At 75.8% G+C, this 18,581-nt stretch carries 16 protein-coding genes; 7 read left to right on the top strand and 9 right to left on the bottom strand.

The annotated features are described in order from the left end of the window. Nucleotide 1: 1 nt before the first annotated feature. A complete protein-coding gene (locus J0910_RS06120) occupies nt 2-1,102 on the bottom strand; it encodes a WD40/YVTN/BNR-like repeat-containing protein (RefSeq protein ID WP_420157545.1) in 1,101 nt (366 codons plus the stop codon). A gap of 67 nt (nt 1,103-1,169) precedes the next feature. Continuing rightward, on the bottom strand, nt 1,170-1,877 hold the full coding sequence (locus J0910_RS06115; protein ID WP_420157544.1) for a winged helix-turn-helix transcriptional regulator: 708 nt from the start codon (nt 1,875-1,877) through the stop codon (nt 1,170-1,172). Between the two features lie 98 nt (nt 1,878-1,975). Between J0910_RS06115 and J0910_RS06110 the strand changes: the two genes are divergently transcribed. The 4 genes from J0910_RS06110 (at nt 1,976) to J0910_RS06095 (ending at nt 5,324) form a co-directional block, all read left to right on the top strand. Next, the gene (locus J0910_RS06110) at nt 1,976-3,187 is read left to right on the top strand and encodes a pyridoxal phosphate-dependent aminotransferase (RefSeq protein ID WP_420157543.1); all 1,212 of its coding nucleotides are present in this window, start codon (nt 1,976-1,978) and stop codon (nt 3,185-3,187) included. Nucleotides 3,188-3,322: 135 nt separating this feature from the next. Next, the gene (locus J0910_RS06105; protein WP_420157542.1) at nt 3,323-4,060 is read left to right on the top strand and encodes a YqeB family protein; all 738 of its coding nucleotides are present in this window, start codon (nt 3,323-3,325) and stop codon (nt 4,058-4,060) included. Nucleotides 4,061-4,173: 113 nt separating this feature from the next. Next, nucleotides 4,174-4,800, top strand: a complete 627-nt coding sequence (locus J0910_RS06100; protein WP_420157541.1) for a DJ-1/PfpI family protein — start codon at nt 4,174-4,176, stop codon at nt 4,798-4,800. Between the two features lie 110 nt (nt 4,801-4,910). After that, nucleotides 4,911-5,324 (top strand): MarR family winged helix-turn-helix transcriptional regulator, encoded by a 414-nt coding sequence (locus tag J0910_RS06095; protein WP_420161901.1) that lies wholly within the window; start codon nt 4,911-4,913, stop codon nt 5,322-5,324. A gap of 116 nt (nt 5,325-5,440) precedes the next feature. On the opposite strand, the gene J0910_RS06090 is transcribed toward J0910_RS06095, so the two are convergent. From J0910_RS06090 to J0910_RS06065, 6 genes are all read right to left on the bottom strand, one after another. Further along, a complete protein-coding gene (locus J0910_RS06090; protein WP_420157540.1) occupies nt 5,441-7,255 on the bottom strand; it encodes a phosphoenolpyruvate carboxykinase (GTP) in 1,815 nt (604 codons plus the stop codon). Nucleotides 7,256-7,660: 405 nt separating this feature from the next. Further along, nucleotides 7,661-8,209 (bottom strand): hypothetical protein, encoded by a 549-nt coding sequence (locus tag J0910_RS06085; RefSeq protein WP_420157539.1) that lies wholly within the window; start codon nt 8,207-8,209, stop codon nt 7,661-7,663. 218 nt (nt 8,210-8,427) lie between these two features. Then, nucleotides 8,428-9,582 carry an anhydro-N-acetylmuramic acid kinase gene (locus J0910_RS06080; RefSeq protein ID WP_420157538.1) on the bottom strand — a complete coding sequence of 385 codons (1,155 nt, stop codon included), beginning with the start codon at nt 9,580-9,582 and terminating at the stop codon, nt 8,428-8,430. 253 nt (nt 9,583-9,835) lie between these two features. Beyond that, nucleotides 9,836-10,630, bottom strand: coding sequence for an SDR family oxidoreductase (locus J0910_RS06075; protein WP_420157537.1), 795 nt, complete (start codon nt 10,628-10,630; stop codon nt 9,836-9,838). 123 nt (nt 10,631-10,753) lie between these two features. Next, nucleotides 10,754-11,749, bottom strand: a complete 996-nt coding sequence (locus tag J0910_RS06070) for an NADPH:quinone oxidoreductase family protein (protein WP_420157536.1) — start codon at nt 11,747-11,749, stop codon at nt 10,754-10,756. 504 nt (nt 11,750-12,253) lie between these two features. Next, a complete protein-coding gene (locus tag J0910_RS06065; RefSeq protein ID WP_420157535.1) occupies nt 12,254-13,159 on the bottom strand; it encodes a universal stress protein in 906 nt (301 codons plus the stop codon). A gap of 230 nt (nt 13,160-13,389) precedes the next feature. Here J0910_RS06065 and J0910_RS06060 point away from each other — a divergent pair, with 230 nt between their 5' ends. From J0910_RS06060 to J0910_RS06050, 3 genes are all read left to right on the top strand, one after another. After that, nucleotides 13,390-14,091, top strand: coding sequence for a response regulator transcription factor (locus tag J0910_RS06060; protein WP_420157534.1), 702 nt, complete (start codon nt 13,390-13,392; stop codon nt 14,089-14,091). A gap of 5 nt (nt 14,092-14,096) precedes the next feature. Further along, nucleotides 14,097-15,614: a sensor histidine kinase gene (locus J0910_RS06055; protein ID WP_420161900.1), complete on the top strand. Its 1,518-nt coding sequence runs from the start codon at nt 14,097-14,099 to the stop codon at nt 15,612-15,614. Between the two features lie 802 nt (nt 15,615-16,416). Continuing rightward, the gene (locus J0910_RS06050) at nt 16,417-17,304 is read left to right on the top strand and encodes a DMT family transporter (RefSeq protein ID WP_420157533.1); all 888 of its coding nucleotides are present in this window, start codon (nt 16,417-16,419) and stop codon (nt 17,302-17,304) included. On the opposite strand, the gene J0910_RS06045 is transcribed toward J0910_RS06050, so the two are convergent. Then, nucleotides 17,256-18,527 (bottom strand): glycosyltransferase, encoded by a 1,272-nt coding sequence (locus J0910_RS06045; protein ID WP_420157532.1) that lies wholly within the window; start codon nt 18,525-18,527, stop codon nt 17,256-17,258. The two genes, J0910_RS06050 and J0910_RS06045, sit on opposite strands and share 49 nt — an antisense overlap. Nucleotides 18,528-18,581: the final 54 nt, after the last annotated feature.

The raw sequence follows: 18,581 nt of genomic DNA, 5'->3' as shown, positions 1-18,581 counted from the left end.
GCTACACCTCCGCCGCCCGGACGCAGAGCACGTCCGGCAGGTGCGCGGCGACCTGGGTCCAGGAGCCGGAGTCGCCGACGGTGGCGTAGACGTCGCCGGAGCGGGTGCCGAAGTAGAACCCGGGCTCCTCGGCGCCGTCGGTGGCGGCCCCGTCGCGCAGCACGATGCCGTAGTAGGGCTCGGTGGGCAGGCCCGCGTCGACCGGGTGCCAGCTGCGGCCGCCGTCGTCGGTGCGGTGCGGGCGCAGCCGGTGCTCCGGCAGGAGGTGGCAGGACTCGCTGATCACCGGGAAGTTCAGCGCGGTCCCCGGGCGGCCGGGGTGCGCCACCAGGGCGAAGCCGAAGTCGCTGGGCAGCCCGTCGGCGATGGAGGTCCAGCCCTGGGCCGGGTCGGTGCTGCGGAACACCCCGTGGTGGTTCTGCGCGTAGAAGGCGCCGTCCGGGCCGACCGCGACCTTGTGCACGCACTGGCCGTACTCGGGGGTCTCCTCCGGCAGGAAGGTGGCGGTGATGCCGGCGTTGGCGGGCGCCCAGGAGGCGCCGCCGTCCCGGGTCTGGTAGACGCCGCCGGTGGACATGGCGACGGTCACCGCCCGGGGGTCGGTCCCGCCGGCGTCCACCCGGCCGGGGATGACGGTGTGCACCGCGCCGCCGCCCGCGCCGGGGAACCAGTCCTTGCGGTGCGGGTGGTCCCAGAGCGCGCGGACCAGCTCGAAGCGGAGTCCGCCGTCGGTGGAGCGGAACAGCGAGTGCGGTTCGGCGCCGGCGTAGACCTCGCCGGGCTCGTCGGTGAACGCGAACTGCCAGGCGCGGGTGAGCGACTCCTCGACGTCGCCGGGGAAGGCGATCGGCGCCCTCTCCGGCTCGGACCAGGTGCGGCCGAGGTCGTCGCTGTACCAGACGCTGGGGCCGAAGTGCGGGCTCTCCGCGCCGGCCAGCACCCGGCGGGTGTGCGGGTCGATGCCGACGGCGTAGATCCCCATCATGTCGGCATAGCCGTCCTCGTCGAGGCGGAGCGGCCCGCTCACCTCCCAGTGCCGCCGGTCGTCCGAGGTGGCCCGGAACAACCCTTTCCGTGTGCCCATGACCAGTAGGTACGCCATCGTTCCCCCTGAAGGCGAGTCGTTGACGCCACCCTGGCACACCCCACCGACAGATATGCGGCGCAGCTCACACCCGGCTGCGCCGCGCGCCCTCCCCGGCGGGGGCGGAACCGGGCGCGCCGGGCGCCGCCCCGGCCTGCGCGCCTCCGGCCAGCGCCGCGGCGAGGCGGCCGGACCCGGCCACCTCGGCGGAGCCGGCGGCCACCGCCTCGCCCAGCGGCAGCTCCCCCCGGGCGATCCGGGCGCAGACCTCCTCGGTGGCGGCCAGCCGGGCGTCGGCGGAGGGGGCGGGGCCGTCCCCGTAGCCGGCGGCGCCCCCGCCCTCCAGGACGACGTGGAACGCGCCGCCCTCCAGCACCACCTCGACGGTGCCGGAGGCGCCGCCGGCCGCCCGCTCCAGCGCACCGGCGAGCGGCAGCGCCAGCCAGTGCGCGCGGAACGCGTCGGTGGGGCGGCGCTCGGCCAGTCCGGGCGCCCCCCAGTCGGCCAGCGCGCGCAGCACCGGCAGCAGCCCGCGGCCGCGGGGGGTCAGCTCGTAGGCGGTGGCGGCGCCGCGCGGGGTGAGCCGGCGGCGCTCCACCAGGCCGTCCCGCTCCATGTCGCGCAGCCGGGAGGCGAGCACGTCGGTGCTGACGCCGGGCAGGTCGGCGTGGAGGTCGGTGTAGCGGCGCGGCCCGGCGGTCAGCTCGCGGGCGATGAGGAGGGTCCAGCGCTCGCCGGCGGCATCGAGGGCGCGGGAGACGGCGCAGTACTGGTCGTAGCTTCGGCGCGGCATGGACCACAGTCTAGACAACAGGTTGGACTTTCCAAGTCCGCACTTGGTAGAACCAAGTAGTGCCCCCGGTACGGCGGGGGCCGCAGGGAAGGGCGACGATGGAGTACAGGCAGTCCGGCAAGCTCAGCAACGTCTCGTACGAGATCCGGGGCCCGGTCATCGAGCAGGCCAACGCCCTGGAGGAGGCCGGCCACAGCGTGCTCCGGCTGAACACCGGCAACCCCGCGCTGTTCGGCTTCGAGGCCCCCGAGGAGCTGGTCCAGGACATCATCCGGAACCTGTCCGGCGCGCACGGCTACAGCGACTCCCGCGGCATCCTGCCCGCGCGCCGGGCCGTGGTGCAGCACTACGCGGACCGGGGCTTCCCCGAGCTCGGCGTGGACGACGTCTACCTGGGCAACGGCATCTCCGAGCTGATCCAGATGGCGATCCAGGCCCTGGTCGACGACGGCGACGAGATCCTGGTGCCCGCGCCGGACTTCCCGCTGTGGACGGCCTCGGTCACCCTGGCCGGCGGCAAGGCGGTGCACTACGTCTGCGACGAGTCCGCGGACTGGCTGCCCGACCTGGACGACATGGCCGCCAAGATCACCGACCGCACCCGCGCCGTGGTGCTGATCAACCCGAACAACCCCACCGGCGCGGTCTACCCGCGCGAGCTGGTGGAGGCCGTGTGCGACCTGGCCCGGCGGCACAACCTGATCGTGTTCAGCGACGAGATCTACGACAAGATCCTCTACGACGGCGCGGTCATGCACAGCCCCGCCGAGATCGCCCCGGACGTGCTCTGCCTGACCTTCAGCGGGCTGTCCAAGGCCTACCGGGTGGCCGGCTTCCGCTCCGGCTGGGTCGCGGTGACCGGCCCCAGGCGGCACGCCTCCGACTACCTGGAGGGGCTCACCACGCTGGCCGGCATGCGGCTGTGCCCGAACGTGCCGGCGCAGTACGCGGTGCAGGCCGCGCTCGGCGGCCGGCAGAGCATCCGCGACCTGGTACTGCCCGGCGGCAGGCTGCTGCAGAGCCGGGACACCGCCTGGGAGCGGCTGAACGAGATCCCCGGCGTCTCCTGCGTGAAGCCCCGGGGCGCGCTGTACGCCTTCCCGCGGATCGACCCGAAGGTGCACCGGATCGTCGACGACGAGAGGTTCGTGCTCGACCTGCTGCTGCAGGAGAAGATCCACGTCGTCCAGGGCACCGGGTTCAACTGGCCGTCCCCGGACCACTTCCGGATCCTGACCCTGCCGCACCCGGACGACATCGACGCCGCCATCGGCCGGATCGGCCGGTTCCTCTCCGGCTACCGTCAGTAGGGCGGCCCGGCGCCTCCGGGACCGGGGCCGTCGTCCGAAAGTACGACCGGTCCGGCCCCCGGTCCGACCGAGGTCGCCCGGGTTTCGCACGCACGGTCGATGCCCCGCGCGGCGCGCTTCCCTAGCCTGGACCGCATGAGCACTCACGACCCCGGCGGCGGCGGAGCGGCGAGCGTCGTCGCCCGCCCGATCATCGTCCACGTCCTCCTGCCCGTGCTGGGCGTCGGGGTGGGGCTGCTGGTCAGATGGGCCGCGGCCTGGATCGCCTCGCTGCCGTTCGCCCCCTTCCAGGGCGTGTTCGAGCTGCTGGAGGCGCTCCCGGAGCCCGGGTCGACGATCGCCGCGGGCGCGGTGGGCGGCGTCGGCGGCCTGGTCCTGGCCTTCCTGGACCACCACCACGCGCTCGGCCTGGCGGTCTCCGCCGACCGGGCGGTGCTCCGCCGCACCGGCACCACCGAGGAGGTGGACCGCTCCGAGGTGCACGGCGTCTTCCTGGAGCCGAAGGCCAAGGACGGCGGCTTCCTGGACGAGGGCCGGCTGGTGCTGCTCGGCCCGCGCACCGAGGAGCTGGTCCGCGTCCCCTGCGACCTGAACGCCGGCGAGGTCCGCCGGGCCTTCACCGGCCACGGCTGGCCCTGGCTGGAGTCCGACCCGTACCGCAGCGGCTTCAAGCGCTGGGTGGACGGCCTGCCCGAGCTCTCGGCCAAGGCCAACGCCCTGCTCAAGGCGCGCGCCGAGGCGCTGGAGGCGGACGGCGAGTCGGACGCCGAGGAGCTCCGCCGCGAACTCCTCTCGGTCGGGGTGGTGGTCCGCGACGAGAAGAAGCGCCAGTACTGGCGCCCGATCCCGGACGCCCCGGGCGCCGGGGAGTAGCCCGCCCACTCCCCGCCACGTCGAGATCATCGCACTGGGGAGGGGCGGGGCGGGCGCCGGAGGGCTCCCCCCATCCTCTTGTCAACATGTTGTCGATATGACAAGATGTTGTCATGAACAAGGGGACAGTACACCTCGCCCTGCCCGACGGACTCGCCGACTGGGAGACCGGGCACACCACGGCGCACCTCCGCAGCGGCCTGGCGCACCGGCGGCCGGGCGCCTTCGAGGTCCGCACCGTCGGCCTCTCCCGGGACCCGGTCACCACCATGGGCGGCAGCCGGATCCTGCCCGACACCGTCCTGGACGACCTCGCCCCGGCCGACTCGGTCCTGCTGATCCTGCCCGGGGCCTCCTCCTGGGACGAGGCCCCGGAGCGGAACGCCCCGTTCGCCCGCGCCGCCCGCGCCTTCCTCGACGCGGGCGTCCCGGTGGCCGGGATCTGCGGCGCCACCGCCGGGCTGGCCCGGGAGGGGCTGCTGGACGACCGCGAGCACACCGGCGGGGCCGCCGAGTACCTCGCCGCGACCGGCTACCGGGGCGGCGGGCGCTACCGGGAGGCCGACGCGGTCACCGACGGCGACCTGGTCACCGCCGGGCCGACCGAGCCGGTCGCGTTCGCCCGCGAGGTCTTCGCCCGGCTCGGCGTCTTCGAGCCCGAGGTCCTCGACGCCTGGTACCGGCTCTTCGCGCACAGCGACGCGAGCGCGTTCGAGGTGCTGATGAAGGCGGGGGCGTGACGGCCCCGGAACCCGGGGGCGGCGCGCGGCCCGAGGACGCCTCCCCGGCGGCGCCCTCCCCGGCGGAGGGGGCCGCCGAGGAGGCGCAGCGGCTGCTCTCCGCGGCCGCGATGGGCGCCTTCCGGCTGAACGGGGCCTTCCTCGCGGTCTCCGAGGGCCTCGCCCGGTCCGGCGGCCTCACCGCCGCCCGCTGGCAGGTGCTGGGGTCGGTGCTGCACACCCCGGCCCCGGTCGCCGAGATCGCCCGGAGCCTGGGGCTCACCCGCCAGGCCGTGCAGCGCACCGCGGACTCCCTGGTGGACCAGGGGTTCGCCGAGTACCGCCCCAACCCCGCGCACAGCAGGGCCAAGCTGCTGGCCGCCACCGGGGCCGGCCTCGACGCCGTGCGGCGGATCCACCCGGAGCACCGGGCCCTGGCCGAGCGGCTGGTCGCCGAGCTCGGGGCGGACGGGCTCCGCGGCGCGGAGGCGGCGATCCGCGCCCTCTCCGGAGCCCTGGACCGGATCGGCGCCGAGCGGGCCTGACCGGAGCCTCCGCCGCCCCGTTCCCGCCCTCCCCCTCCGCGGCGCCGGGGACGCGGAAAGGGGAGGCCCACCCCTGGCGGGCCTCCCCTCGGCGGAGGCGGACCGGTCCGACCGGGTCAGCCGAGCCGCGTGATGAGCTTCTCGTACTCGTCCCAGAGCTCGGCGGGCAGGTGGTCGCCGAAGGTCTTGAAGAACTCGGGGATGAGCGAGGCCTCCCGCTTCCAGGTGTCGGTGTCGACGGTGAGCAGGAACTCCAGGTCCTCGGCGGACAGCTCCAGGCCCTCGGTGTCGATCCCCGCCGGGGCCGGGACGTTGCCGATCGGGGTGCCGACGGCCTCGGCCCGCCCCTCCAGGCGCTCCACGATCCACTTGATGACGCGGCTGTTCTCACCGAAGCCGGGCCACACGATGCGGCCGCCGGCGTCCTTGCGGAACCAGTTGACGTAGAAGATGCGGGGCAGCTTCTCCGCGTCGGCGGACTCGCCGATCTCCAGCCAGTGCTTGAAGTAGTCGCCCATGTTGTAGCCGCAGAACGGCAGCATGGCGAACGGGTCGCGGCGCAGCTCGCCCACGGTGCCCTCGGCGGCGGCGGTCTTCTCCGAGGAGACGTTGGCGCCGAGGAAGACGCCGTGCCGCCAGTCGAAGGCCTCGTTGACCAGCGGGACCGCGGTGGCGCGGCGGCCGCCGAACAGGATCGCCGAGATCGGCACCCCGGCGGGGTCCTCCCACTCGGGGGCGATGGTCGGGGCCTGCCCGGCCGGGGTGGTGAACCGCGCGTTGGGGTGCGCGGCGGGCTCGCCGGCCTCCGGCGTCCAGGCCCGGCCCTTCCAGTCGGTGAGGTGCGCGGGCGGCTCGTCGGTGAGGCCCTCCCACCACACGTCGCCGTCGTCGGTCAGCGCGACGTTGGTGAAGATGCTGTTGCCCCACAGCGTCGTGACCGCGTTGGCGTTGGTGGAGGCGCCGGTGCCCGGGGCGACGCCGAAGAAGCCGGCCTCGGGGTTGATGGCGCGCAGCCGGCCCTCGTCGTCGAAGCGCATCCAGGCGATGTCGTCGCCGACCGTCTCCACCTTCCACCCGGGGATGGTCGGTTCGAGCATGGCCAGGTTGGTCTTGCCGCAGGCGCTCGGGAAGGCGGCGGCGATGTACTTCGCCTCGCCCTCGGGCGGGGTGACCTTGAGGATGAGCATGTGCTCGGCCATCCAGCCCTCGTCCCGGGCCATCACCGAGGCGATGCGCAGCGCGTAGCACTTCTTGCCGAGCAGGGCGTTGCCGCCGTACCCGGAGCCGTAGGACCAGATCTCCCGGGTCTCCGGGAAGTGCGAGATGTACTTGGTGGAGCTGCACGGCCACGGCACGTCGGCCTGGCCCGGCTCCAGCGGGGCGCCGACGGAGTGCACGGCCTTGACGAAGTCGCCGCGCTCCTCGATCAGGCGCAGGGCGGCCTCGCCCATCCGCGCCATGATCCGCATCGAGACCACGACGTAGGGCGAGTCGGTGATCTCGACGCCGAGCTGGGAGATCTTGCCGCCCAGCGGACCCATGCAGAACGGCACCACGTACATGGTGCGGCCGCGCATGCAGCCGTCGAACACGTCGGCGAAGGTCGCGCGCATCTCGGCGGGCGCGATCCAGTTGTTGGTCGGGCCGGCGTCCTCTTCGCGCTCGGAGCAGATGAAGGTGCGGTCCTCGACCCGGGCGACGTCACCGGGGTCGGAGCGGCAGTAGAAGCTGTTCGGCCGGAGCTCCGGGTTCAGCCGGACGAAGGTGCCGTTGTCCACGAGTAGACCGGTGAGGCGCTCCCACTCGGCGTCGGACCCGTCGCACCAGACCACCTCGTCCGGCTTGGTCAGGTCGGCCACCTCGCGGACCCACTCGTTCAGCTCTTTGTGGCCCGTGGGCTCGGTACCCGTGTCAGGTACACGTACAGACACAGCGGCTCCTTCTCGTCGTCTGGTCCGCATCATCGGTGATGCGCCCACGAACAGGCCAGTTGGTCTGGACAACAGGTGTAGACCAGTGGTCTATTTTCGTGAATCCGCACGGCACACGGGGCGCGCGGTCGGCGGGGGCCGGGGCGGCGCCCTCCGGGCACCCTCCCCCTCTCCCCCGCACCGCTGCACGTCATCGCAGGTCAGAAGGGATTCACCCGGCGCGGCGGCGGAACGGCGCGGCGCGGCTCCGAGTGATGCGTCACAGGGAGGCGGCCCCGCGCGGGTGGACCGCCGGAGCCGCTCCGGCGGCGCACCGGCGGGCCCGGATCCCCTGCCGCGGCGGGACTGCGCACCGCCGCGGCCGCGCCGCCGGGCCCGCACCGCCGCGATCGGCGGAGGGCGCGCTCAGTACCCCGGGCCGACCCACTCGGAGCCGCCGTCCTGCTGGGGCGGGGCGCCGGGCGGGGACGGGACGGGCGCATCGATCCGGGTGCCGTCCGGGGCCACCGCGAACCAGGCCCCGTCCAGGCCGGCGCCGTTGGCGTCCCCGGGCTCCACGTCGCCGGCGTACCGGTAGAGCGGCGCGCCGCCGAGGGTGAGCTGCTCCTCGCCGCCCTCCCGCGCCACCCGGCCGACCAGGTCCTCGTCGACGCCCTCGATCTCGCCCTCGGCGGGGACCGGCGGCCACTGCTCGGCGCAGTCCCCGACGCAGGCGGAGAAGGGCGGCTCGGTGCCGTCCCGGGTGGACAGGTAGAGCGTGTAGCCGTCCCCGTCGGCGACGATGTCGCCGAGCTCCCCGGACTCGCGGACGGTCAGCGCGACCCCGCTCTCCCCCAGGCCGGCCTGCTTCTCCAGCGCCTCCTCCTCGGCGTCCCCCCGGTCCGGCGGCCCCGCCCCGCACCCCGCCGCGGCCAGCACCAGCGCGCCGCCGGCCAGTAGCCCGCCCGTCCTCACGGAAGCAGCCTGCACGGTTCCGTCCTCCGTCCGCTCGTCACCGGCCCGCCGGGCCTCCCGCCCCCGGTGGGGCACCGCGCACCCGGTCGGTCCCGGGCGCCATTCTTCCCCCGCCGGTGCCCGCTCCGCCTGCTTTTCCCCGGCCCGGCGGGAAACCCGGCCGGGAGCGGCCGCGCCCCTCTCGGGAGAGGACGCCCGACCGGCCCGGGAAGGATGCCTCACCCGCGCCCGGGGAGGATCCGCAGGCCGGAGGGGAGGGCGGTGTGCGGGGCGGGGCGGGTCAGGCGGCCGGAGAGGACCGGGTGGCGGGCCCCGGTGCAGGCGGGGACCGTGGAGGGGAGGCCCTGCCAGGTGAGGAAGGCGAGCAGGGCGAACAGGTAGGCCTCCTTGGCGTCGCCGTCCAGGCCCAGTTCGGCGGAGTCGCGGACCGGCGCGGGGTCGAGCCGGGCGCGGAGCGCCGCCATCAGGGCGGGGTTGCGCACCCCGCCGCCGGAGGCGACGACCTCGGCGACGCCGCGGGACCGGCAGGCGTCGGCCACGGTCGCCGCGGTCAGCTCGGTGAGGGTGGCGAAGACGTCGTCCCAGGCGACGCCGAGGCCGTCCAGCACGTGCTCCAGGTAGACGCGGTTGAACAGCTCCTTGCCGGTGGACTTGGGCGCCGGGCGGGCGTAGTAGGGCTCGGCCAGCAGGCGCTCCAGCAGGCCGGGGTGGACCCGGCCGCGCAGCGCCCGCTCGCCGCCGGCGTCCATCCGCGCGGCGCCGGGGGCCAGTTCCGCGGCGGCGTCCAGCAGCGCGTTGCCCGGCCCGGTGTCGAACGCCTCCGGCGGGGCGCCCGGGGAGACCACGGTGACGTTGGCGATCCCGCCGATGTTCAGCGCGGCGGCCGGCAGGCCCCGCCCGGACAGCCACAGCACGTCGAGCACCGAGGCCAGCGGCGCCCCCTGGCCGCCGGCGGCAATGTCGGCGGCGCGCACGTCGGAGACGACCGGCAGCCCGGTCGCCTCGCCGATCCAGGCGGGCTGGCCGAGCTGGAGCGATCCGCGCACCTCGCCGTCCTCGACCCAGTGGTAGAGCGTCTGGCCGTGCGAGGCCACCAGGTCGGCCCGGCCGCCGGGGCACAGCTCGGCGACCGCGCGGACGGCGGCCGCGGCGAAGGCCCGGCCGATCCCGGCGTCGATCCGGCAGACCCGCTCCAGGGTGACCCGGGCGGGCGGCAGCGCGGCGAGGACCTCCTCGCGCAGCCCGTCCGGATAGGGGTCGGTGCGGTGGCCCAGCGGCCGCAGCAGCACCTCGTCGCCGTCCAGCCGCAGGTCGGCCGCTGCGACGTCGATCCCGTCCGCCGAGGTCCCCGAGGACAGCCCGAGCACGATCATCGGGCCTCCCCGGCTGCGGGCCCGCAGGGGAGCGGGCGGCGGGGCGTGCCGGAGGGGGGTCGGGCGGGCACGGGGGCCTCCGTTCGTCGGGACTGCCGGCGGTGCGGGCCGGACGCCTCCGCCCGGAGCGGAGCACCCGGCCCGGCTACCGTCCTTCCCCGCTTCGGCTCCGGTGATCCCTGGCGCCCGCGGGCCCGCTCCGCGGGGCTCCGCCCTCCGGCGGGCGCGCGGGACCGGGCGGAGCGGGGGCCGGTCAGGAGCGGGCGGCGGAGAGCCTGGCCCAGGCCCGGCGCATGCCCGCGAGCCACCGGTCCCGATCGGTGGCGCGGCGCTGCTCGAAGACGGCCGCCTCGGGGTGCGGAAGGATGAGGAAGGAGCCGTCGCGCAGCGCCGCGGCGACCGAGTCGGCCACCTCGGCGGGCTCCAGGTAGGCGCCGCCCAGCCGGGTGGAGGCCGCCTCCGGGTCCCCGGCCGTCATCGCCGTGTTGACGCCCTGCGGGCACAGGCAGGACACCGCGATGCCCTCCTCCGCGTGCCGGATCGACAGCCATTCGGCGAGGGCGACCGCGCCGTGCTTGGTCACCGTGTAGGGCGCGGTGTCCAGGTTGGTGAGCAGGCCGGCGGCGGACGCGGTGACCATGAGGTGCCCGCCGCCGCGCGCCGCCATCCTCGGGAGGACCGCCCGCGCGGCGTAGACGTGCGCCATCACGTGCACCCGCCAGGACAGCTCCCAGTCCCGGTCGTCGCCGAGCCCCGCGCCGGCCGCGACGCCGGCGTTGGAGCACCACAGGTCGATCGGGGCGACCTCCGCCTCGATCCGGGCGGCGGCCTCGGCCACGGCCCGCTCGTCGGCGACGTCGAACGCCTCGGCCGTGGCCCGGTCGCCGAGCTCGGCCGCGGCGGCCTCGGCCCGCCCGGCGTCGAGGTCGGCGACGACCACGTGCGCGGCGCCGTCGGCCAGCAGCCGCCCGGCGATCGCCCGGCCGATGCCGCCGGCGCCGCCGGTGACGACCGCGGTGCTGCCGGGGGTGGAGAACGGACCTGGCATGGGGAGGGTCCTGCCTTTCTGCGCGGGTGGATCGGGACGTCGGAGGGCCCGGGGGGCCGCTCTCCGCGGCGGCACCGGGGCGGGGGCGGGGCTCGGGGCGCTCCCGCGCGCCCCGCCGGCGGTCTAGGCGCCCGGGTCGAACACCAGGCGGCCGGTGGTGGACCCGTCGGCGAGCCGCTGCACGCCGTCGGCGAGGCCGGCGAACCCGATCCGCTCGCTCACCAGCGGCTTGATCAGGCCCTTGTCCGCCAGTCCGGTCAGCCGGTCGTGGCAGGCGGGGATGTGCTCGGGCGCGCGCTGCCGGTACAGCCCCCAGTGCAGGCCGAGCAGCGAGTAGTTCTTGATCAGCACGTGGTTGAGCGCCTGCTTCGGGATGTCCCCGCTGGCGAAGCCGATGACGACGATGCGCCCCTCGAAGGCGACGCACTTGGTGGAGCGCGCGAAGGAGTCGCCGCCGACCGGGTCGAAGACGACGTCGGCGCCGCGCCCGCCGGTCTCCTCCTTGACCACGGCGACGAAGTCCTCGGTGTGCCGGTCGACGACCACGTCCGCGCCGAGCCCGCGGGCGATGCGCGCCTTCTCCGGCCCGCCGGCGACGCCGATCACCCGGGCCCCGGCCGCCTTGGCCAGCTGGACCGCGGCGCTGCCGACGCCGCCCGCGGCGGCGTGCACCAGGACGGTCTCCCCCGGCTGCAGGTTCGCCCGGCGGTGCAGCGCGAACCAGCCGGTCTGGTAGCCGATGAACAGCGAGGCGGCCTCGCCGTCGCCGAGCGAGTCGGGCGCGGGGAAGGCCGCGTCCGCGGGGACCAGCGCGTACTCGGCGAAGGCCCCGGCGGGCAGCGCGGTGCCGCCGATGATCCGGGTGCCCGGCGCCGGGGCGGAGGCGGGCGCGCCGGGGCCGGCCTCCACGACGTCGGCGCAGAGCTCCACCCCGGGGGTGAACGGCGGGTCCGGCCGGACCTGGTACATGCCCCGGCAGAGCAGCGCGTCGGGGAAGTTGACCGCGGCCGCGCGCACCCGGACCAGCAGTTCGCCCTCGCCCGGACGGGGGACGCCGACCTCCTCCGCGACCAGTACGTCCTTCGGCTCGCCCGGACCGTGCACCCGCAAAGCCTTCACTGCCGCCTCCACCCTTCGAGCACAGATACCAACCGGTCGGTTCCGGCAAGTGAACCGTGCCCGCCTCCCGACCGTCAAGGGTCCGCGTCAGGGCCCGCCGGGCGGAGGCGGCCGCAGGGCGCGGAGCACCCCTCCGGCCGCCGGCCCGCCCGGATCACCGAGGCGCCGGCCGCGCGCGGGCCGGAAGGCGCAGGCCGGAAACCGCGAGCCGGAAACCGCAGGCCGGAAACCGCGAGCCGGAAACCGCAGGCCGGAAACCGCGAGCCGGAAGGCTCAGGCCGGAAGCCGCGATCCGGGAACCGCCCCGCTCATCCGATCCGCCCGCCGCGCACCGCCCCGGACCGGGCGGCGGAGGGGCGGGCCGACCCCCGGGCCGCCCTGCGGCACCGGTACGGCCGCCGGGCCTCCGGCGGTGCGCCGTACATCCGGCGCACCCCGCTGAACGGCGCCGGGCCCCCGGAGCCTCCCCCGGAGGGCGGGCGCCCCGGCCGGCCGCCGCCGGGGTCAGCGCACCACCACGACCGGGCCGTGCGCGCCGTGCAGCACCGACTGGCTGACCGAGCCCAGCAGCAGGCCCTTGAAGCCGCCGCGGCCGCGCGAGCCGACCACGATCAGGTCGGCCGGAGTGCTCTCCTCCAGCATGGCCACCACCGGGTGGGCCCGGACGGTGCGCAGCTCCACCGCGACCTCGGGGTGGCGGCCCTTCGGCTCCTCCAGGGCGGCCTCGGCGGTGCGGCGCGCCGCCGCCTCCACCACCTCGTCGTCGAAGGCCTCCGGCGGCACCGGGCCGATCGAGGAGGCGAACGCCGCCATCGGCTGCCAGGCGCAGACCGCGACGATCTCCGCGCCGCTCCGCTCCGCCTGCCGGAAGGCGAAGTCCAGGGCGCGCCCGCCGGCCTCGGAGCCGTCCACGCCCACCACGATCCGGCCGCGCCGCCCCTCCGCGGTCTCGTGCGACTTGGGCAGCACCACGGTGGGCACCGGGGACTTCGCGGCCAGTTCCACGCCGACCGAGCCGACGAACGCCGACGCCAGCCCGCCCAGCCCGCGCGAGCCCACCACCACGCAGGCCACCCCGGGCTCCCCGGCGGCGTCCAGCAGCGCCTGGGACGGGCGGTCGTGCACCTCCCGCGTCTCCACATCGAGCTCCGGAAAGAGCCGGAGCACCCAGTCGCGCGCGTAGGCCAGCAGCGCCCGCGCGTCGTGCTCCCGGGGCGTCTCCTCCCCCTCCCGGAACCGGACGCCCTCCCCGAACAGGCCCTCGGAATCGGGCGGCCAGACCGCGGTGACGATGCGGACGCCCAGGCCGTAACCGGCCGCCTGGTTGGCCGACCACTCCAGCGCGTACCTGCTGGAGTCCGAGCCGTCCACGCCGACCACGACCCGGTTCTGTCCGGAAACGGAACCCATCTCGCGTTCCTCGCTCTCCATCGGGACTCCCCCGCGCCCCGGGCGGCTCCCCGCCCGGCGGGGCGGCTGTGCAGGGTCATACCCCGCGGCCGGCGGCGGCAGGCACCGCGGCGGAGTCCCGTCCGTCACGGCACCCGGTGGCCTCCCCCTCACCCGGTCCGCCCCGTTCCTCACCGGGACCGCCGTGTCCTCTTACCGTCATCTCACCCGGATGGGCGAGCATTGCGCCCATGACCTCCTCCAGCCGCGTGCTCATCGCCGACGACGACCGTGCCATCCGCGAGTCCCTGGAGCGCGCACTCCAGCTGGAGGGGTACGACGTGCTGACCGCGGAGGACGGCGTCCAGGCCATCGCGACCGTGCACGGGGGCCCGGTCGACCTGCTGGTCCTGGACGTGATGATGCCGGGCGTCGACGGGCTGGGCGTGACCCGCGTGCTGCGCGCCGAGGGCGACCGCACCCCGATCCTGATGCTGACCGCCCGGGTGGAGACGCCCGACCGGGTCGCCGGACTGGACGCCGGGGCCGACGACTACCTGCCCAAGCCCTTCGAGCTGGACGAGCTGCTGGCGCGCATCCGCGCCCTGCTGCGGCGCGCGGCGCCCGGCCCGGAGGAGGGCCCCGACCCGGTGCTGCACGTCGGCGACCTGCGGCTGGACCCCGGAGCGCGGCGGGTCTGGCGCGGCGGCCGCGAGGTGGAGCTCTCCAAGACCGAGTTCGACCTGCTGGAGCTGCTCGCCCGCAACGCCGGCCTGGTCCTCGACCACTCCACGATCTACGACCGGATCTGGGGCTACGACTTCGGCCCCGAGTCGAAGAACCTCGCGGTCTACATCAGCTACCTGCGCCGCAAGCTGGACGCGCCGGACGCGCCGCCGCTGATCCAGACGGTCCGGGGTGTCGGATACACGCTGCGCCCCCAGGGGGAGTGAGCACGGTGCACGACGCGCTGCGCAGACTCGGCTCGCCGGGCGGCTGGCGCCTGGGGACCAAGTTCGCCGCACTGTTCGCCCTGGTGACGGCGGTGGTCGGGCTGCTGATGGGCACCCTCGGCTACAGCACCGCGGCGCTGCTGATCCGCTCCGACGCGCAGGACGAGTTCGAGGCGACCGCCGCGCGGCTCTCCTCCGAGCTGAGCAGCCCGTCGCTCGCCCCGGGGGGCTCCGGGGGCACGCTGAACTTCCTGCACTCCGACTCCTTCACCTACCAGGGGCTGAGCCCTTCGGGCGCGGTGTCGGTGCCGATCGGCGCGGACAAGGCCATCGAGGTGCTGCCGGTGCGGCCATCGGACCGGGCCGTCGCCGCCGAGCAGGCCCCCGGAACCGTGCGGACCAGGGAGGACTCCAACAACGGCGAGAAGTACCGGATCGCGACGGTCTCCATCGGCGACGGGCGCGGCGCCATCCAGGTCGGCCAGCGCCTCTCCCCGATGGAGCGGATGCTGGACGTGCTGGCCGTGCAGATCCTCGGCGTCGGCGCGCTGGTGGTGCTCTGCGCCGCCGGGGCGGGCTGGCTGGTGTCGCGCAGGGTCACCGGCCGGCTGGTGCGGCTCACCGTGACCGCCGAGCAGGTCAGCTCGACCGGGCGGCTGGACCTGGTGGCGCCCGAGGGGGGAGGGGACTCCCCGGACGAGGTGGGCAGGCTGGGCCGGGCGTTCAACGCCATGCTCGCCCGGCTGGCCGGCTCGGAGGAGGAGAAGCGGCGCCTGGTGCAGAACGCCTCGCACGAGCTGCGCACCCCGCTGACCAGCCTGCGCACCAACGTGAGCGTGCTGCGCTCCTTCGAGCGGCTCTCCCCCGACGCGCAGCGGCGGCTCCTGGACGACCTGCAGGGCGAGACCCGGGAGCTGTCCGGGCTGGTGGACGAGCTGGTGCAGCTCGCCACCGGTACCCGGGAGGACGAGCGGCCCCGGGACGTGCCGCTGGCCGGGCTCGCCGAGCGGGTGGCCGAGCGGACCCGGCGGCGGACCGGCCGCGAGGTCGTGGTCGACGCCGACGGCAGCACCGTGCACGGGCGGCCGGCCGCCCTGGAGCGGGCGCTGTCCAACCCGGTGGAGAACGCCGCCAAGTTCGACGCCGGGGGCACCGCGCCCATCGAGATCTCCGTCCGGAGCGGCCGGGTGGAGGTCCGCGACCGCGGTCCGGGCATCGGCGAGGCGGAGCTGGGCCACGTCTTCGAGCGGTTCTTCCGCTCCCCGGCCGCCCGCGCGCTGCCCGGGTCCGGCCTGGGGCTGTCCATGGTGGAGGAGATCGTCCGCTCGCACGGCGGCACGGTGTTCGCCGCCAACCGCGAGGGGGGAGGCGCGGTCATCGGCTTCACCCTGCCCGTCCTGGCGGAGCCTCCCGCCCCGGACGGCGCCCCCGGCCCACCGGGCGGGCCCCCGGCAGGGCCGCCGGGCGGCCCGGGAACCGGTCCGCCCCCGCCGCCCGGGGGTGCTCCCGGGCGGGAGGCCTGACCCGCCGCCCCGCGAGGAGCCGCGGCGGCCGGGCCGCCGCTCCCGGAGGCGCCCCGCCCTCCCGGGAGGCACGCCCCTCCGGCGAGCCCGCCCGCCGGCCTGGAGGGAGGGAAGGGGCTCCGGGCCCGCAGGGCCGGGGAGTGCTCCCGGTTCCCCGGGGGCCGTGTCCCTGCGGGGAGCCCGCGCGGCGGCCGCCGGTTCCGGGCGGAGAGCGGAGGGGCCGGGGCCGCGAGGGGGCACCGCCTCTTCCCCGCCCCTGCAGCGCGCCGTGTCGGCGGAGGCCGGCGCGGCGCGGCCCGGAAAGTCCCCGGCCTCCCGCTCCCGGAATGCTCCGGGCGGCTCCGGAGAGTGGTGCACTCTGACGGAAGCAGCCCCTTCGGGGGTGAACGGGCGATCTGCGCCCACTTCAGACTCACTGAGAAATTCGTCCGGATTCGGCCGTCCGGCGCCGCGCCGGGAAGCCCCGGCCGGGCGGCGGTTCCGGTCCTGGAGCCCGTCCGCGCACGCCACGGCCGCATCGCCGGCGCCTCCTCCCGGAGGGCCCCCGAGGGAATTTCCGCACCCCTCTCCGCGTAGGTCCCGATAGAGAGCCCTTGATGCTCCCTTTATCCCTGAGCTGGAGTAACCTCGGGTAGCCTTCGCCACCCGGTGTTCCCACTCCTCTGGCACGCGCCGCAGCACCTCGCCGGCCCCCCTGTGCCCGGATCAGCGGCGAAGCGCAAGGGCCTTGTCCGAAACCGCCCGACCAGGGCGAACATGTGTGCTTCGGTGCCCGACCGGCACCGGGAAGGGCGGACCATTGATGCTGTGGGCTGTGGCGACCGCCATCGTGGGGGCCCTCGCCGCGGCCGCAGGGGCCGCCTTCCAGGAGCGGGCCCTGACCTCGGCGCCGTTCACCGGCGTCGGCCAGCTCCAGCTGATCCGCGCGATGGCGCGGCGCCCGCTCTGGGTGACCGGGACCGCCCTCACCTTCTTCGGCATCGGGGCCCACCTGTGGGCGCTCGGGCACGCTCCGCTGGTGGTCATCCAGCCCATCGGGATCAGCGGCCTGCTCTTCGCGGTGATGCTCTCCGCGTTCTTCAAGAAGCGCAGACTGAGCACGTCCCAGGTGCTCGGGGCGCTGGCGGTCACCGCCGCGCTCGCCGGGCTGCTGTCGACCATCCCGCCCTCCGAGGGCCCGCACCCCGGCACCTCCGACATGGTCGTCATCGGGCTGGTCGGCGCCGGCGCCATGCTCGCCTGCACCCTGGTCGGCCGGGCCCGGAACAACTGCACGCGGGCCTGCGCGCTGGCCCTGGGCGGCGGCATCGCCTACGCGGTCGCCTCGGCCTTCGGCCGGGTGATCGGCAGCGCCGCCGTGATCGACCCGGCCGCGGCGCTGCACCCGCTGACCGCGCTGGCGGTGGCCGTCGGCCTGGCCGGCGGGCTGCTCACCCAGAACGCCTACCGGGCCGGCCACTTCGCGCTCGCCTACGCGATCGTGCTGATCAGCGACCCCATCGCGGCCACCCTGATCGGGGTGCTCTGCTTCGGCGAGCGGCTGCCCACCGACCCGGTGAACGGCACGATCGCGCTGGTCGCCGCGGTGGTCGGCGCGGCCGGGGTGGTGGTGCTGGCCCGTTCCTCGCGGCAGGACCCGGTTCAAGGGGCCGAGCCGAGCACCGCCGAGCGGCTGGCCACGTCCCGGTAGATCCGCTCGAACCGGTCCAGCGACCGCTCGTGGTCGTGCCGGGCCGCCATCTCCCTGCTCTCCGCGCCCATCCGGGCCCGCTCCTCGGCCGAGGCCAGGATCGCCCCCAGGTACTTGGCCAGGTCGTCCGCGCTGCCCGGTTCGTAGAGGTAGCCGTTCCGGCCGACGTGCACCAGGTGCGGCAGGGCCATCGCGTCCGCGGCCACCACCGGCAGCCCGCTGGCCATCGCCTCCAGGGTGGCGATCGACTGCAGCTCGGCGATGCCGGAGATGGCGAAGGCGTCCGCGGCCCGGTAGACCAGCGGCAGGTCCTCCTCCGGCACGAAGCCGAGGAAGCGCACCCGGTCCGCGGCGCCCTCCTCCTCGGCCACCCGCTCCAGCCGGGCCCGCTGCGCACCGGTGCCGGCCAGCACCAGCTGGGCGCCGTCCACCGGGACCCGGCGGACGGCGCGGATCAGGTCCTCGATGCGCTTCTCCTCGTCCAGCCGGCCGACGAAGGCGAAGGTGGGCCGGTCGGGCACGCCGAGCCGGGCGCGGATCCGGGCCCGCTCGCCGGGGCCGCCGCCGGGCGGATGGAACCGCTCCAGGTCGATCCCGCAGGACACCGCCTCCACCGGCCGGTCGAACCCCTGGTCGAGCAGGAGCTGGGCGGCGATCCGGGTGGGCGTGGTGACGTGCTGCACGCCGGCCAGCGCGCGCCGGAAGTCGCGCCAGGCCAGCCGTCCGATGCCGGACCGGAGCGGCCCGGGGACGTAGAGGTAGTTGAAGAGGTTCTCCGGCATGAAGTGGTTGGTGGCCACCGCCGGCACCCCGCCCCGGCGGGCCGCGCCGAGCAGCAGCCGGCCGACGAGGAAGTGGTTCTGCACGTGGACCGCGTCCGGCCGCAGCCGGGCGAGGAGCCGGTCCAGGTGGCCGGAGGCACCGGGCGGCAGCGCCAGCCGGACGCTCTCGTGCACCAGCGACGGCATCGAGCGGAGCCGGTGCTCGACCACTCCGCCGGCCCGGTGCACCCCGGGCCGGCCGCCGGTGGAGGCGCAGACCACGTGCACGTCGTGGCCGCGCGCGGCCAGCCCGCGGGCCAGGCGCTCGGTGAAGTAGGCGGCCCCGTTGACGTCCGGAGGGTAGGTGTCGCTGCCGATGAGCACCCGCAGCCGGGGCTCCTTCCCGGGGTCGCGCCCGCTGCCCGTCCGCTCCCGGGGTGGTGATGTCGACTTGGCGGCCATGGCGGCCCTCCTGAGGGGTGTGCGCGGAGGAACGGAACCGCGCCGTCGGTCGCG

It is taken from the genome of Nocardiopsis oceanisediminis (assembly GCF_048595525.1).
GTDB lineage: Bacteria > Actinomycetota > Actinomycetes > Streptosporangiales > Streptosporangiaceae > Nocardiopsis_A > Nocardiopsis_A oceanisediminis.
This window is presented reverse-complemented; position numbering and strand designations above follow the sequence as displayed.